The following is a 14,697-nucleotide window of genomic DNA, read 5'->3' as shown; positions in this document are numbered from 1 at the left end:
CAGCGCCGGCTGGAGGGGGCACTCTCTAAATCGGTTACAATGCCCGCCGTGAAGCAGGCCAGACAGCCGCTGGCCGGCACCGCAAGGTGCTGGCGGGAGGAAGGTCCGGACTCCATAGAGCAGGGTGACGGTTAACGGCCGTCCGTCGAAAGCCGGTGTAAGCCGGTATAAGGCGAGGAATAGGGCCACAGAGACGAGCGTATTAAGTTACGGTGAAACGCGGTAACCTCCACCTGGAGCAATTCCAAATAGGCACGCGTTGATGTTGCTCGCGGAGCGTGCGGGTAGGAAGCTTGAGCGCCGGAGTAATTCGGCGCCTAGAGGAATGGCTGTCATAGGGGCGTCCCGCAAGGGAGACCACTACACAGAATCCGGCCTATCGGCCTGCTTTACACACGATTCGGTCATGACGATGGAATACATCCTCGCCCTCGACCAGGGCACCACCAGTTCGCGCGCCATCCTGTTCGACCGCCAGGGACAGGTGGCCGCCACCGCCCAGCACGAATACCCCCAGCATTTCCCCCAGCCCGGCTGGGTCGAGCACGACCCGCTCGACATCTGGCACAGCCAGCTCGCCTGCGCGCGCGAGGTGCTGAAGGAGAGCGGCGTGGCCGCCTCCGAGGTGGCCGCAATCGGCATCGCCAACCAGAGGGAAACCACGGTGGTCTGGGACCGCCGGACCGGCGAGCCGCTGTGCCACGCCATCGTCTGGCAGGACCGCCGCACGGCGGAACGCTGCGACGCCCTGCGCGCGGCCGGCCACGCGCCCCTCATCCAGCGCAAGACCGGCCTCGAGGTCGACGCCTACTTTTCCGCCACCAAGCTGCAATGGCTATTGACCAACGTGCCGGGCGCGCGGGCGCGCGCCGAACGCGGCGAACTGGCCTTCGGCACCGTCGACAGCTGGCTCGCCTTCAGGCTGACCGGACGCCACGTGACGGACGTGAGCAACGCCTCGCGCACCATGCTCTTCAATATCAACAGCTTGCGCTGGGATCCGGAACTGCTCGACCTGTTCGGCGTGCCGGCTTCGATGCTGCCGGAAGTGGTGTCCAGCTCGGAGCAGGTCGGGCTGACGAACGAAGCGTGGTTCGGCCGCGCGATCCCGCTGGCCGGCATCGCCGGCGACCAGCAGGCCGCGACCTTCGGCCAGGCCTGCCATCGGCGCGGCATGGTCAAGAATACCTATGGCACCGGTTGCTTCATGCTGATGCACGCGGGCGACGTGCCGCCGGTGTCGCACAACCGCCTGCTGTCGACGGTCGGCTGGACCGTCGGCGGCCGTACCGATTATCTGTTGGAGGGCAGCGTCTTCATGGGCGGTGCCACCGTGCAGTGGCTGCGCGACGGCCTCGGCATCATCAAGCAATCCGCCGACGTCGAAGCCCTGGCCCTGTCCGTGCCCGATAGCGGCGGCGTGGTGCTGGTGCCGGCCTTCGTCGGCCTCGGCGCCCCGCACTGGGATGCCTACGCGCGCGGCACCATCGTCGGCATGACGCGCGGGACCACGGCCGCCCATATCGCGCGCGCCGCGGTGGAAGCCATCGCCTACCAGAGCGCCGAGCTGCTGGCGGCGATGCAGAGGGATGCGGCCCTGGCAGTGCACGAAATGCGCGCCGACGGCGGCGCGGCCCGCAACGACATGCTGATGCAGTTCCAGGCCGACCTGCTGGGCGTGCCGGTGATCCGTCCGCGCGTCACCGAGACCACGGCGCTGGGCGCGGCCTGCCTGGCCGGGCTGGCGGTCGGCTTCTGGTCTTCACGCGAGGAGATCGCGGCGCAATGGCAGGCCGAGCGCCGCTTCGAGCCGCAGATGCCGGCCGCGCGCCGCGAGGAGCTGATGGCGCGCTGGGCGCGGGCGGTGGCGCACGCGAAGAGCTGGGCCGAGCCCGCGCAGCATTAATCCTGTTCGGGCACCAGCGACAATACGTGCGCAGCGACCGGCCCGCCGTGCAGCTGCAGGCGGTTGCGCGCCAGGCATTCGTGGACAGCACCTGCTTTACGCGCCACCGCGAGGCTGGGCAGGTTGCCGTCCGCGATGACGATCTCGACGCGTGACAGTTTCAAGGCGTCGAAGGCATGCCGCGCCAGGAGGTGGACGGCGGCCAGCGCCGCGCCCCGGCGCTGCTGCGAGGCGCGCACCCAATAGCCCAGGTTGCAGAAGCCGTTCACGGTGTTGAACTGGTTCAGGCCGGCGCCGCCGACCAGGGTCACGCCGTCCTCCAGGAAGATGCCGAATTCGTGGGCGCTGCCGGCGGCCCGGGACCCATCGCAGAAGTCGAACCAGGACAATGCCTCGTCTTTCGTGTAGCCGGCGTGGGCCCAGCTCATCCACTGGCCGACGCTGGCCATCGACTCGCGCACGGCTTCGGCGAAGCTTGATGCGTCCGCTGCGGCGAAAGGACGGAGCAGGAAATGGCCGGTATGCAGCTGGTTCATGACAGGGAGCGTTGAGTTGAAATAATTTCATCATAGCATCGCGCCTACATGGTCGAGCTGCAGTGCGAGCCGCCGCCGTTGGATCGGGCACAATCGAAACAGATCAATCCCATGGGAGCTGTGCATTGAAAGCCTTCTTTTCCACCGTCCACGCGGTCATGGCCGTGCTGTTCGTCGCCATATCCCTGCTGCTGATGGTGCTGGCCGTGCTGACGGGCTGGAGAGCCGTCGGCGCCGAGCTGGCCGAAGGCGCCGAGAGTGCGATCGAGGCGATCGGCCTGCTGGCGATCGCGGTGGTGTCGCTGCAGATCTCGCAGACCATCGCCGAAGAGGAGGTCATCCGCGACGCCCACATCAGCGCGCCGACGCGCGTGCGCCGCTACCTGTCGCGCTTCATGGTCGTGGTGGTGGTGGCGCTGTCGATCGAGGGTCTGGTCGGCACCTTCAAGGCCCTGCACGAGGAGCCGGAACTGCTGCCGCACGCGGCCTCGGTGCTGGTCGCGGCCGGCATCCTGCTGTCGGGCTGGGGGCTGTTCATCCGCTTCAACAAGGAAGCCGAGCTGCTGGAGCCGGAGGCGATGAAAGAGGCGAAAAGCGAAGACAAAAAACTGGAAGACAAGGGGTAGAATGTTCGATATGCCTTCCCAAGGAAATGCAATGCGCTACCGGACCACGATCATGCCGCTCATCTTCGCCATTGTCGCTGCCGCCGGCCTCCCGGCGGCCTCCGCCCAGCAGGCGGCTGCGCCGCAGCCGGGCGATATCGCCTCGCTGGCCGATCTTCCTTCCGACATCCGGCTGGTGATCGGTCCCGACGTCTCCGACCGCGGCGGTCCCTTCGCCGCTGGCTGCGTCAGCAGCAACGGCGAACCGCACAGCCGCTTCGCCAGCGCCCGCATGAACGCCGACACGGCCCAGGTCACGATCGAGCGCGGCGGCATCGCCCATTACTTCGATACCCTCGACTTCCGCCAGGTAAACGGGCGCTGGGTTCATGTGCCGAAGCAGCCGGGGCAGGGCATGCTGGTTCAGGCGCCGGACAAATAAGCCTTCATGCGATGCCGCGCCCGGTGGCATAGGCGCGCAGCTGCTCCTGCTGCTGCTGGTCCAGACAGCGGAAGGGAATCGGCATCCCACCTTTGGCAAACATCAGCAGGTAGCCGCGCTCGTAGCGGCGCACCATCTTCACCTCATCCCAGCTCTTCGACAGCGTCCCGAGCCGCGAGCTGCGTTCGATGCCGTGGCCGTCGATGCGGAATTCGCAGACCGGCATGCGGCGCTTTTTCAGCAGGAAGACCGGCGGCGCGATGAGCCCGATCCAGAGGTCCAGCGTGAAGGGCAGCGACAGCAAAGCCAGCGCGCTGCCCGCCGCCAACGCGTATCCGATCCAGCCGGGTCCGGCGGCCCAGGCAAGCAGGCCGGCCACTACCCCGATCGCGAGCGGCATCCAGGTCTGGCGCCGCCTTTGTTGCGCCGGCATGTGGCGAAGGATGAAGCCGACGTGCCCGCGCAGGATGCTCATGTATTCGGCCAGGGTATAGGAGACGCTGAAGCGGATCGGCGGCGCGTCCGGCGGCGGCGCGACCTTGCCAAGCGGCGGATCGATGGTCAGCTCGGTGCTGGTGAAGCGTTTCTGTTCCTGCCGGACGATCTGCATGGCGACCTCCTTGCGGTGAGGAGGCTGGGGATGGCCGGTGCCGAACATGGTGACTCCACGTTGAAGAGGGTGTCCGGCACATGAAGACCGTTTTTCAATTTGCAAGTATGCAATCCGGGAACTGCTAAAAAATATTCCTGGATGGCGTCAGCCGCATCCAGGTCGGCAGCCAGGGTGGGCAATTGCTGTACACCGCAGCGGCAGAAGGGCACCAAGTACCATACCGACCTAGTGTTTTTACACAGCCTTGGCCGGCTCCTGCACTCCAGTGTATGGCAACTCGCAATGTACAAATTCGGGTTCAGCTCCAATGCCAGGTCGCGGTCTCGAACCCGAGGTCAAATGCAGCGAGAAGGACGTTGCGTCCCGCGAGTGGTAAGGCTGTATTGGTGGGGTCGAACAGGACATCGACGCTGACTAAATAGCCCTCGATGTCGACCGGAACCGCAGACAACTTCAGAAGCATGCTGACGGCCCCGCTGGCAGTACTTATTGGAAAATTGGTCGCGCCGACCAACGACAGACCGCTCGCAGTGGCGGCCAATAATGGAAGTTGGAGGTAATCGGCGCCGGTATCAACCAGGCATTTATGCGTCGGTGTGCTGCTCGACGAAGGATTCAAGACGACGTCGGCGAATGGACGATTGCCGACAAAGCCCGCGTTGTTGGGAAAGTGAAATGTCTTCACTGTATTGCCCCGGATGGAAAGAATCCGATCGTCAGGTCGCGAAGGGGAATATTCTGGGCAATCAGAAAAGCGATCAAGCGGTCATACCGAATGTCCTCGGCGACCATTCGGGTAGCGTCCGCCGCGATCCAGAGATCGCGAGGAATATTACCGAAATGGTTGTCGATCCAAATAGAACCGGCGTGCCTGGACATGATGAGCCGTCACCGCAAGACTTGCTGTGTTATTAAACGCGCTTCTGCGTTGGCTGGCGCGTCGCCGGATTCGCCGGCGTGTCCGCACTGACTTGGGGAGCTTGAAGAACCTTCCCCGAAATGGCTTTGAATCTCACCTTGACTCTGTTCGACTGCTCGCGTTTTTTCTCGCCGCCGAGCTCCATCACCCACACCTTGACGCCGCCTTTCGCACCGGTTTCGAGTTTGACAGCGAATTCGAGTTCGCAGTCTTCGAACTGCATCACCGGGTTACCGCCCACCCTCGCAGCGGCGTCAGCAGCGCTCAATTGCTCAGCCAGATGTTTGAGCACTTCGGATAATTCGAACTGATTTTCCATGTCGAACCTTCCATAGCAGTTTAGAGATCCATACTCTACCAACTCGACCGCTCCTGCAACTGGCACGGCGCACCATCGGTTGCGAACGTTGTTAAATCGGTACTTCGGCATCGCGCCATGAAGGCCACCTCGAATAACTCGTCTTTTTGCATGAGCAAGGCGCAGTTGTTGCTGGACTTGTTCGAAGATTTGCTTGCCGACGCCCGCCTGGGCCAATCGGTCACGGGAGTGTGAGCGATTCCTTGATGACCTGTGTTAGCGACTCTAAAACCCGATCCGTCCCTTGCCCGGCGTAGGCTTGAGCCGGATATCGCTTGCCACCACATGTTCCCGCCCATCCGCCACCGCATACCCAAGTCCATCCAGCAGGGTCTTGCGCAGGTCGCGCGGCGACACCCCCGCCAGCTTGTCCAGCACCACATCTCCCAGACGAGGATCGAAGGCGCCGAGATTCAATTCACGAAGCAGGCCCGCATACATGCGCTGGGCAATGCCGGCCGCCTGTTCCGGCGTCGGCGCCGGCACCTCATACACCGCCATGCGGTTCAGCAGCGGATGCGGGATGCCTTCGGTGGAATTGGCGGTCAGCACCCAGAAGATCTGGGAAGCGTCGATGTCGACGTCGATGAATTCGTCGCGGAAGGCGCAGGCCGTTTCCGGCTCCAGCAACTGATAGAGAGCGGCCAGCGGATCCGACTGGGAAGAACCCGAGGCTTTTTCGACCTCGTCCAGCACGATCACGGGATTGGCAAACTGTCCGCGCACCAGGCGCTCGGCCACCTTGCCGCACTTGGCGCCACGCCAGCTGGCCGAACTGCCGGTGATGACGAAGCCGGCCGAGAGCGCGTTCATGCTGATCAGCTCGCAGTCGGTCTGCATGACCTTCGCCAGCCGCTTGGCGAAGTGGGTCTTGCCGACGCCCGGTCCGCCCAGCAGCAGGATCGGCATGACGTTAAACCCTTTATCGCCTGCATGGGCCAGGCGCAGGTAGCGCGCCAGGTCGTCCAGCACTTCGTCGAAATTGGGGCATTCCTCGAACAGCGGGTCGAGGGCGTCGATGGAAGAGGGGGTGGTGACGAAACGTTCGGCGCCCGTCTCCAGCATGCGTTCGTAGAACGCTTCGAGCTCGGGCGAACGTCCGCGGCTGCGGTCGAGCGCACCCTGGACCTCGTGGAGGTCGTAGACGGTGCGGGTCCGGGCTAATGTGATACTCACGGCATCCTCCGGCGCAGGCTGAGCCTGCGAGTCAGTACTTGCTCACTATCACCCGCTAACGGCTGGGTGACCGCTTGTCTTTATCCTAACCCGCTCTGCATCAATCTGCAATTTCCCACCGTACTGTGTCATGCATGCCGCATAGAGGGCGAGCACGCTTGCGCGACCTACCGTCAGTAAAAAGTTGCGACTGATCAAACGTAAAACCCATGTGTATACGTGAGCCGCCACATGCAGATACTTAGCTAAGTACCTAATTTTGTTCGATATTTTTACTTGAGGTCGCTTCAGCGAAGTTCGCTAAGTCCTTGGTTTCATTGGCAATTTCGATGTTTTCCAAACGTGAATTCGCTTGACCACAGTCAACGCTTCCTCTAAAGTGGGAAACGGTGGCAAAAAGTGCAGTTTTGTGGGAGAAATCAGGATCTCCCGGCGCCTAAAACTAACAAACTGATAACTCTCCAAAACTAGGTAAATACGTGTTTCAGGGCGCGTCAGCGATCAATCTCGATGCGAAGGGGCGGATGTCAATACCGTCCAAGCACCGTGACGCCTTGTTGCAGCAGTGTGAAGGCCGTATGACGCTCACGAAACACCCACATGGTTGCCTGTTGTTCTTCCCGCGCCCGGTGTGGGAAGAACATCGCGAACAGATCGCCTCCTGGCCGATGTCCGCCAGGGCGTGGCAACGCATTTTCCTGGGTAACGCCTGCGATGTCGAGTTGGACGCGTCGGGCCGGGTGCTCATTTCGCCCGAACTTCGCAGCGCGGTTGGCTTGGAGAAGGAAGTCATGATGCTCGGGATGGGTACCCATTTCGAGATCTGGGACGCCGTAAAACTGGCCGCAGACGAGGCCGTAGCCGTCGCCGGCGGCATGCCCGATGTCCTTTCCAATTTCTCCTTTTAAGGCACCGCCATGAACGCTATTCCGGTGCCTGAATTGCAGCATCGTACGGTGCTGCTTGACGAAGCAGTCGATGCGCTGAACCTCGAAGGCGAGCGCGCATCCGGTACTTATATAGATGGCACGTTCGGCCGCGGCGGTCACAGCCGGCTGATCCTGTCGAAGCTGGCCCCGCAAGGGCGCCTGATCGCCTTCGACAAGGACCTGCAGGCGATCGCCACCGCCGAACAGATTATTGACCCGCGTTTCACGATCGTGCACGACAGCTTTGCGACGATGGTTGACGCACTGGCGGCACGCGGAATCGCCCGGGTCGACGGCATTCTGCTGGACCTCGGCATCTCGTCGCCCCAGGTGGACGACGCCAGCCGCGGTTTCAGCTTCCGCAACGACGGTCCCCTGGACATGCGGATGGATACGACACGGGGCATCTCGGCCGCCGAATGGCTGGCCGTGGTGGACGAAAGACAACTGGAAAAGGTGATTCGGGATTATGGGGAAGAACGGTTTGCTTTTCAGATTGCAAAGGCGATTGTTGCTCGCCGGGCAGTCGAGCCAATTTCAAGCACACGACAGCTTGCCGCAATCGTGGCAAACGCGGTCAAAACCCGGGAGAAAGGCAAGGATCCGGCAACCCGCACCTTTCAGGCTGTCCGGATTTTCATCAATCAAGAGCTTGAGGACCTTGAAGCAGGTCTGAACGCTGCCTACGAGCTGCTCGCGCCCGCGGCGCGCATGTCGGTCATCAGCTTCCATTCGCTGGAAGACCGCATGGTGAAGCAGTTCCTGGCATCGAAGGCCAAGGTCGAGCAGCCGGACCGCCGGCTGCCGATCCGCGCCGTCGATCTGCCTCAGCCCTTGATGAAGCTGGTCAAGAAGACCAAGCCGTCCGGCCCCGAGGTCGAGGCCAACCCGCGCGCCCGCTCGGCGGTGCTGCGCGTGGCCGAGCGGCTGGGAGGTCCGGCATGATCGGCAAGATCAACGTCGTGCTGACCACGGTGCTGGTCGGCTGCGCGCTGTCGGTCGTGAACGCCCGCTACCAGCGCAACCACCTCGTCAACGACATCGAAAAACTGGCGACCCAGCAGCGCCAGCTCGACATCGACTGGTCGCAGCTCCAGCTCGACCAGTCCACCCTCGGCAAGAACGAGCGCATCGAGCAGATCGCGCGCGTCAACCTGAACATGGCGCCCCTGAGCCCGGCGCGCACGCAGTACCTGACGGAAGGCGGCAAATGAAGTCGAGCGCCGGCAATTCCCGCTCCAATTCCCGCGTCGCCGCCTCCAAGGGCGTGGCATTCTCGAAGAGCCCGGTGCTCGCCGTGCGCCTGCCCGACTGGCGCTCGCGCGTCGTGCTGTTCGTGCTGTTCTCCGCCTTCGCGGCCCTGGCCGGCCGCGCCCTGTGGGTCCAGATCGCCGACAATAAATTCCTGCAGGAGCAGGGCGCCAACCGCTACATGCGCACCCAGGAACTGCCGGCCACGCGCGGCAAGATCTTCGACCGCAACGGCATGGTGCTGGCGTCTTCGCTGCCGGTGAAGTCGGTCTCGGTGTTCACCGAAGATTACAAGGCCAATCCGGCCTCGCCGCAAACGGTGCGCGAACTGGCGCGCCTGCTCGAGATGCCGGAAGCGGAGCTGCAGAAGAAGCTGAATTCCGAGCGCAGCTACGTCTACCTGAAACGCCAGGTCGAGATGGACGTCGTCGCCAAGATCGAGGCGCTCGGCATCGACGGCCTCGACACCCGCAAGGAATACAAGCGCTACTACCCGCAGGGCGAGGTGATGGCCCACATGGTCGGCTTCACCAACGTCGAGGACGTGGGCCAGGAAGCGATGGAGCTGGCGCAGCAGAAGTCCCTGGCCGGCCAGCCGGGCAGCCGCCGCGTGATCAAGGACCGCCTCGGCCGCATCGTCGAAGACGTCGGCATGTCGCGCGAGCCGCACGACGGCAAGGACCTGACCCTGTCGGTCGACAGCAAGCTGCAGTACATCGCCTTCAACAGCATCAAGAACGCGGTCGAGAAATTCCACGCCAAGGCCGGCGCTGCCGTGGTGCTGGACGTGCACACCGGCGAGGTGCTGGCGCTGGCCAACTGGCCGACCTACGATCCGAACAACCGCGCCCACCTGACCGGCGAGCAGCTGCGCAACCGCGTCATCACCGACACCTTCGAGCCGGGTTCGACCCTGAAACCCTTCACGGTCGCGCTGGCGCTGGACAAGGGCCTGATCACGCCGCGCAGCACCTTCGATACCGGCAACGGTCGTTATCTCACCGGCGGCCACGTCATCCGCGACACCCATGCGCACGGCGTGATCGACGTCGGCACCATCATCCAGAAGTCGTCGAACATCGGCACCACCAAGATCTCGGAGATGCTGTCGGCCGAGGAAATGTGGGAGATGTTCACCAAGGTCGGCTTCGGCCAGGCGCCGCGCTACGGCTTCCCGGGCGCCGCCGCCGGCCGCGTGCGCCCGTACAAATCCTGGCGCACGGTGGCGAAGGCCAACATGTCCTTCGGCCAGGGCATCTCGATGTCGCTGCTGCAGCTGGCCCACGCCTGGCTGGTCTTCGCCCGCGACGGCGACATCATTCCGCTGTCCTTCCAGAAGGTGACCGAGAAGCCGGTCGGCCAGCAGATCGTCTCGGCCAAGACCGCGAGCCAGATGCGCGTCATGGTGGAATCCGTGGTGAGCCCGGAAGGCACGGCGTCGCAGGCCCAGGTGGCGGGCTACCGCGTGGGCGGCAAGACCGGCACCGCGCAGAAGGTGGTCGATGGCCGCTATTCGCAGACCCACTACGTCGGCAATTTCGCCGGCATCGTGCCGATGTCGAACCCGCGCTTCGTGATCGCGGTGATGATCGACGACCCGAGCGGGCCTTTCCACACCGGCGGCGCGGTGGCGGCGCCGACCTTCGCGACGCTCGCGGCGAATGCGCTGAGGGCGGCGAACGTGTCGCCCGACTCGACGGTCACGGACATCATCATCCCCGAACATCCACTCGAGGAGAGTAATTGATGGCGAACCTGAACGACATCTGCAGATGGATCCGCGCCGCCGCACCAGGCGGCCGTCTCGTTTCCGACTCCCGCCGCGTGGGCCGCGGCGACGTCTTCTTCGCCTATCCGGGCGAGGGCGCCGCCGACGGCCGCAACTACATCCGCTCGGCGCTCGAGAAGGGCGCGGCCGCGGTGGTTTTTGAAGCGCGCGATTTCGCCTGGACCGAGTCGGACGCCATTCCCCATCTGGCGGTGCCCGGACTGAAGAAGAATGCCGGCGCCATCGCCCATGCTTGCTATGGCCAGCCGGACGCCGGCATGTTCACCGTGGGCGTGACCGGCACCAACGGCAAGACCTCGATCGCACTGTGGACGGCGCAGGCGCTGGCCCGCCTGGGCGGCGTCGACGAAGGCGTGGGCGTGATCGGCACCCTGGGCATCGGCCTGGTGCGCGCACGCTTGGAAGCCGAATTCGACGCCACCGGCTACACTACGCCCGACGCGGTGCTGCTGGCGACCCGCCTGGCCGGCCTGCGCGATGCCGGCGCGCGCGCGCTGGCGATCGAGGTGTCGTCGATCGGCCTGGTCGAGGAACGCACCGCCGGCATGCATTTCGACGTCGCCGTGTTCACCAACCTGACCCGCGACCACCTCGACTATCACGGCGACATGGCCAGCTACGAAGCGGCCAAGCTGAAGCTGTTCGAATGGCCGGGCCTGAAGCACGCCGTGCTGAACCTGGACGACCCGGCGGGCGGCCGCATCGCGGCCCACCTGCGCGCCAACCACCCGCAGGTGGCCGTTACCGGCTACACCGTGCGCGGCGAAGACGAGCAGCCGGCAATCGATGGCGTGAGCATGCTGCGCGCCTCGCAGCTGCGTTCGCGTCCGGCTGGCACCGAGTTCCACGTCGACACGCCGGCGGGCAGCGCCCTGGCCCGCACCCGCCTGGTGGGCCACTTCAACGTCAGCAATGCGCTGGCGGTGCTGGGCGTGCTGCTGGCCAAGGGCGCGCCGCTGCGCGCCGCGCTGGACGTGATCGAAGGCTTGGCCCCGGCCCCGGGCCGCATGCAGCAGATCGGCGGCGCGGATGCACCGCTGGTCGTGATCGACTACGCGCACACTCCGGACGCGCTGGAAAAGGCGCTCGCCGCACTGCGCCAGGTGGCGCATGACCGCGGCGGCCAATTGTGGTGCGTGTTCGGCTGCGGCGGCGACCGCGATCCGGGCAAGCGCCCGCAGATGGGCGCGATCGCCCAGATGGCCGACCACGTGCTGGTGACCAGCGATAACCCGCGCAGCGAAGAGCCGCGCGCGATCATCGAACAGATCGTCGCCGGCATGGACCCGCACCATCCGGGCTCGACCCACCAGGCGATCGAGGATCGCGCCGCCGCCATCCTGTCGGCGGTGAAGCATGCTGGCAAGCCGGACGTGATCCTGCTGGCCGGGAAGGGGCACGAGCCCTACCAGGAAATCAAAGGTCGGAAGATTCCTTTTTCCGATGCCGACCACGCCGCGCTGGCCCTGAGCGCGCGGTTGACGATGATGAGAGTAAGTTAAATGCGCGGCACGCTCGAAGAATTGAAGAAAGCGCTCACCGCCTCGATGGCTGAAGTGCGCATGACGCGCGACGCCGCCTTCGAAGGCGTGTCGACCGACAGCCGCACGGTACAAGCCGGCGCGCTGTTCGTCGCGTTGCGCGGCGAAACCTTCGACGCCCACGACTTCCTCGACCAGGTCGCTGCCAGGAATGTGGCGGCGGTGGTGGTCGAGAAGCTCCCGGAAAACTTCCCGCTGCCGGCCCTGGTGGTGCCGGACACGCTGGCGGCCCTGGGCCGCATCGGCAATGCGTGGCGCAGCCGGTTCGATATCCCGGTCATCGGCGTCACCGGCAGCAACGGCAAGACCACGGTCAAGGAAATGATCGCCTCCATCCTGGCCGCCGCCTTCGGCGAGGAAGCGCGCCTGGCCACCCAGGGCAACCTGAACAACGAGATCGGCGTGCCGCTGACCGTGATGCGCCTGACCGGCGCGCACAAGGCCGCCGTGGTCGAACTGGGCATGAACCACCCGGGCGAAATCGCCCGCCTGGCCGCCATCGCGGCGCCCACCGTCGCCCTGGTCAACAACGCCCAGCGCGAGCACCAGGAATTCATGCACACCGTGGAAGCGGTGGCGCGCGAGAACGGCTCGGTGCTGGCGGCCTTGCCGGACACCGGCGTGGCCGTGTTTCCGGGGGATGATGAGTACACGGGCTTGTGGCGTGGGCTGGCTGGCGATCATGAGGTGCTGACCTTCGGCCTGTCCGAAGGCTGCGACGTTCGCGCCACGTATACGCCGAACAGCTTTGGTGCTGACCTCACAGTTACGTCGTCCCCGCGCAGGCGGGGACCCAAGTTTGGCGCCGCTGACGAGCAAGCAAACCTGGATTCCCGCCTTCGCGGGAATGACGTTCAAGAGCAAGTGGCCGGAAGTGACGCGCAAACGTTCACGATCAAACTCTCCGCCGCCGGCGAACACAACGTCCGCAACGCCCTGGCCGCCTGCGCCTGCGCACTGGCCGCCGGCATTCCGGTCGACGCCATCGTGCGCGGCCTGGAAGCATTCGCGCCCGTCAGCGGCCGCCTGCAGCGCAAGCAGGCCGCGGTCGGCGCCACCGTGATCGACGACACCTATAACGCCAACCCGGATTCGGTGCGCGCCGCCATCGACGTGCTCGCAGGGGCTGCCGCCCCGCGCATCCTGGTGCTGGGCGATATGGGCGAAGTCGGCACGCAGGGACCACAGTTCCATGAAGAAATCGGTGCCTATGCGGCAAGCCGCGGCATCGAGTCCGTCCTCGTCACCGGCGCATTGGCGCGCCACATGACGGGCGCGGGCGCGCAACACTTTGAGCAGTTCGACGATTTATTGGCAGCACTGGACAAGCAACTGGGCAGCAAATCCGACGCAACTGTGTTGGTGAAGGGCTCGCGCTTCATGAAGATGGAACGCGTGGTCCAACATCTCGTTCAATCACAAAACACTGGCAAGGATTCTCACTAAATGCTTCTCTGGCTCGCACAATATTTCCAGGACTATATCGGTCCGATGCGGATTTTTAACTACATCACCTTCCGCGCCGTGTTCGCGACCATCACCGCGATCGCCATCGGCCTGCTGTGCGGCCCGGCGGTGATCCGCAAGCTGACCGCGATGAAGGTCGGCCAGGCGGTGCGTACCTACGGCCCGCAGACCCACCTGGCCAAGCATGGCACCCCGACCATGGGCGGCGTGCTGATCCTGATCGCCATCGGCGTCTCGACCCTGCTGTGGTGCGACCTGTCGAACCGCCTGATCTGGCCGGTGCTGGTGGTTACGCTCGGCTTCGGCGCGATCGGCTGGGTCGACGACTACCGCAAGGTGGTCTACAAGGACCCGGAAGGCATGCGTTCGGGCGAAAAATACTTCTGGATGTCGCTGATCGGCATCACGTCCTCGCTGTACCTGGCATTCTCGGTCTCGGCCGCGACCCCGTGGGAAGTGTGGCAGCTCTTCTTCGCCTGGGTGCAGTCGGGCTTCTCGATGGACCTGCCGCCCAAGGCCGACCTGATCGTCCCCTTCTTCAAGAGCATCAGCTATCCGCTGGGCGTGTGGGGCTTCATCGCGCTGACCTATTGCGTGATCGTGGGCGCCTCGAACGCGGTCAACTTCACCGACGGCCTGGATGGCCTGGCCATCATGCCGACCGTGATGGTGGGCGGCGCCCTGGGCCTGTTCGCCTACCTGACCGGTAACGCCACCTATTCGAAATACCTGTTCATCCCGCACATCCCGGGCGCCGGCGAACTGCTGATCTTCTGCGGCGCGATGGCGGGCGCGGGCCTGGCCTTCCTCTGGTATAACGCGCACCCGGCGCAGATGTTCATGGGCGACGTCGGCGCGCTGGCGCTGGGCGGCGCGCTCGGCACCATCGCCGTCATCGTGCGCCAGGAAATCGTGCTGTTCATCATGGGCGGCGTGTTCGTGGCCGAGACCCTGTCGGTGATCATCCAGGTGAGCTGGTTCAAGTACACCAAGAAGCGTTACGGGGCCGGCCGCCGCGTGTTCCTGATGGCGCCGCTGCACCACCATTTCGAACAGAAGGGCTGGAAGGAAACCAAGGTCGTGGCGCGTTTCTGGATCGTGACCATCATCCTGGTCCTGATCGGCATCTCGACCCTCAAACTGCGTTAAACCGGGAATTGTTGAC

The 14,697-nt window shown here is 64.4% G+C and carries 16 protein-coding genes and 1 other RNA gene; 12 read left to right on the top strand and 5 right to left on the bottom strand.

Annotated elements, in window-relative coordinates; all coding sequences use genetic code 11:
- Positions 1-50 precede the first annotated feature (50 nt).
- Positions 51-395: RNase P RNA component class A (gene rnpB / locus AC1DOP_RS04690), an RNA gene on the top strand.
- A 17-nt stretch (positions 396-412) separates the two neighbouring features.
- Complete coding sequence (gene glpK, locus AC1DOP_RS04685; RefSeq protein WP_477250116.1) at positions 413-1,906, top strand: glycerol kinase GlpK; 1,494 nt, start codon at positions 413-415, stop codon at positions 1,904-1,906.
- Here glpK and AC1DOP_RS04680 read toward each other — a convergent pair.
- Positions 1,903-2,442: a GNAT family N-acetyltransferase gene (locus tag AC1DOP_RS04680; protein WP_477250055.1), complete on the bottom strand. Its 540-nt coding sequence runs from the start codon at positions 2,440-2,442 to the stop codon at positions 1,903-1,905. The two genes, glpK and AC1DOP_RS04680, sit on opposite strands and share 4 nt — an antisense overlap.
- A gap of 158 nt (positions 2,443-2,600) precedes the next feature.
- On the opposite strand from AC1DOP_RS04680, the gene AC1DOP_RS04675 reads away from it, so the two are divergent.
- Together AC1DOP_RS04675 and AC1DOP_RS04670 are read left to right on the top strand one after the other, a co-directional pair.
- Entirely contained in the window at positions 2,601-3,068 is a 468-nt protein-coding gene (locus tag AC1DOP_RS04675; protein ID WP_442122328.1) for a hypothetical protein, read from the top strand.
- Between the two features lie 31 nt (positions 3,069-3,099).
- Positions 3,100-3,489, top strand: a complete 390-nt coding sequence (locus AC1DOP_RS04670; RefSeq protein WP_442122201.1) for a hypothetical protein — start codon at positions 3,100-3,102, stop codon at positions 3,487-3,489.
- Positions 3,490-3,493: 4 nt separating this feature from the next.
- Here AC1DOP_RS04670 and AC1DOP_RS04665 read toward each other — a convergent pair whose 3' ends face one another.
- Positions 3,494-4,147, bottom strand: a complete 654-nt coding sequence (locus AC1DOP_RS04665) for a YcxB family protein (protein ID WP_477250052.1) — start codon at positions 4,145-4,147, stop codon at positions 3,494-3,496.
- 253 nt (positions 4,148-4,400) lie between these two features.
- Entirely contained in the window at positions 4,401-4,787 is a 387-nt protein-coding gene (locus AC1DOP_RS04660) for a hypothetical protein (protein ID WP_442122203.1), read from the bottom strand.
- Between AC1DOP_RS04660 and AC1DOP_RS04655 the strand changes: the two genes are divergently transcribed.
- Entirely contained in the window at positions 4,778-5,017 is a 240-nt protein-coding gene (locus tag AC1DOP_RS04655; RefSeq protein ID WP_442122204.1) for a hypothetical protein, read from the top strand. The genes AC1DOP_RS04660 and AC1DOP_RS04655 overlap by 10 nt on opposite strands.
- On the opposite strand, the gene AC1DOP_RS04650 is transcribed toward AC1DOP_RS04655, so the two are convergent.
- Together AC1DOP_RS04650 and AC1DOP_RS04645 are read right to left on the bottom strand one after the other, a co-directional pair.
- The gene (locus AC1DOP_RS04650) at positions 5,014-5,340 is read right to left on the bottom strand and encodes a trypco2 family protein (RefSeq protein WP_442122205.1); all 327 of its coding nucleotides are present in this window, start codon (positions 5,338-5,340) and stop codon (positions 5,014-5,016) included. The genes AC1DOP_RS04655 and AC1DOP_RS04650 overlap by 4 nt on opposite strands.
- A gap of 264 nt (positions 5,341-5,604) precedes the next feature.
- On the bottom strand, positions 5,605-6,555 hold the full coding sequence (locus tag AC1DOP_RS04645) for an AAA family ATPase (RefSeq protein ID WP_442122206.1): 951 nt from the start codon (positions 6,553-6,555) through the stop codon (positions 5,605-5,607).
- A 479-nt stretch (positions 6,556-7,034) separates the two neighbouring features.
- Between AC1DOP_RS04645 and mraZ the strand changes: the two genes are divergently transcribed.
- The 7 genes from mraZ to mraY are packed head-to-tail and all read left to right on the top strand — an operon-like array spanning position 7,035 to position 14,681.
- A complete protein-coding gene (gene mraZ, locus AC1DOP_RS04640; protein ID WP_442122207.1) occupies positions 7,035-7,463 on the top strand; it encodes a division/cell wall cluster transcriptional repressor MraZ in 429 nt (142 codons plus the stop codon).
- A 9-nt stretch (positions 7,464-7,472) separates the two neighbouring features.
- Entirely contained in the window at positions 7,473-8,429 is a 957-nt protein-coding gene (gene rsmH / locus AC1DOP_RS04635; protein ID WP_442122208.1) for a 16S rRNA (cytosine(1402)-N(4))-methyltransferase RsmH, read from the top strand.
- Complete coding sequence (ftsL, locus tag AC1DOP_RS04630) at positions 8,426-8,698, top strand: cell division protein FtsL (protein ID WP_442122209.1); 273 nt, start codon at positions 8,426-8,428, stop codon at positions 8,696-8,698. Before rsmH ends, ftsL begins: the two co-directional genes overlap by 4 nt.
- On the top strand, positions 8,695-10,482 hold the full coding sequence (locus tag AC1DOP_RS04625; protein WP_442122210.1) for a peptidoglycan D,D-transpeptidase FtsI family protein: 1,788 nt from the start codon (positions 8,695-8,697) through the stop codon (positions 10,480-10,482). Before ftsL ends, AC1DOP_RS04625 begins: the two co-directional genes overlap by 4 nt.
- Complete coding sequence (locus AC1DOP_RS04620) at positions 10,482-12,026, top strand: UDP-N-acetylmuramoyl-L-alanyl-D-glutamate--2,6-diaminopimelate ligase (RefSeq protein ID WP_442122211.1); 1,545 nt, start codon at positions 10,482-10,484, stop codon at positions 12,024-12,026. Before AC1DOP_RS04625 ends, AC1DOP_RS04620 begins: the two co-directional genes overlap by 1 nt.
- Positions 12,027-13,511, top strand: coding sequence for a UDP-N-acetylmuramoyl-tripeptide--D-alanyl-D-alanine ligase (locus tag AC1DOP_RS04615; RefSeq protein WP_442122212.1), 1,485 nt, complete (start codon positions 12,027-12,029; stop codon positions 13,509-13,511).
- Positions 13,512-14,681, top strand: a complete 1,170-nt coding sequence (gene mraY, locus AC1DOP_RS04610) for a phospho-N-acetylmuramoyl-pentapeptide-transferase (RefSeq protein WP_442122213.1) — start codon at positions 13,512-13,514, stop codon at positions 14,679-14,681.
- Positions 14,682-14,697: the final 16 nt, after the last annotated feature.

The sequence above is a fragment of the Massilia sp. 01N410 genome (assembly GCF_056399665.1).
This window is presented reverse-complemented; position numbering and strand designations above follow the sequence as displayed.

Excerpts from the sequence above, each read along its gene's own strand:
- AC1DOP_RS04670 (WP_442122201.1), top strand. The coding sequence starts at position 3,100 with ATGCGCTACCGGACCACGATCATGCCGCTCATCTTCGCCATTGTCGCT.
- AC1DOP_RS04620 (WP_442122211.1), top strand. The coding sequence starts at position 10,482 with ATGGCGAACCTGAACGACATCTGCAGATGGATCCGCGCCGCCGCACCA.
- AC1DOP_RS04675 (WP_442122328.1), top strand. The coding sequence starts at position 2,601 with ATGGCCGTGCTGTTCGTCGCCATATCCCTGCTGCTGATGGTGCTGGCC.
- ftsL (WP_442122209.1), top strand. The coding sequence starts at position 8,426 with ATGATCGGCAAGATCAACGTCGTGCTGACCACGGTGCTGGTCGGCTGC.
- AC1DOP_RS04680 (WP_477250055.1), bottom strand. The coding sequence starts at position 2,442 with ATGAACCAGCTGCATACCGGCCATTTCCTGCTCCGTCCTTTCGCCGCA.
- rsmH (WP_442122208.1), top strand. The coding sequence starts at position 7,473 with ATGAACGCTATTCCGGTGCCTGAATTGCAGCATCGTACGGTGCTGCTT.
- AC1DOP_RS04625 (WP_442122210.1), top strand. The coding sequence starts at position 8,695 with ATGAAGTCGAGCGCCGGCAATTCCCGCTCCAATTCCCGCGTCGCCGCC.
- glpK (WP_477250116.1), top strand. The coding sequence starts at position 413 with ATGGAATACATCCTCGCCCTCGACCAGGGCACCACCAGTTCGCGCGCC.
- AC1DOP_RS04655 (WP_442122204.1), top strand. The coding sequence starts at position 4,778 with ATGTCTTCACTGTATTGCCCCGGATGGAAAGAATCCGATCGTCAGGTC.
- mraY (WP_442122213.1), top strand. The coding sequence starts at position 13,512 with ATGCTTCTCTGGCTCGCACAATATTTCCAGGACTATATCGGTCCGATG.
- AC1DOP_RS04650 (WP_442122205.1), bottom strand. The coding sequence starts at position 5,340 with ATGGAAAATCAGTTCGAATTATCCGAAGTGCTCAAACATCTGGCTGAG.
- AC1DOP_RS04615 (WP_442122212.1), top strand. The coding sequence starts at position 12,027 with ATGCGCGGCACGCTCGAAGAATTGAAGAAAGCGCTCACCGCCTCGATG.
- AC1DOP_RS04665 (WP_477250052.1), bottom strand. The coding sequence starts at position 4,147 with ATGTTCGGCACCGGCCATCCCCAGCCTCCTCACCGCAAGGAGGTCGCC.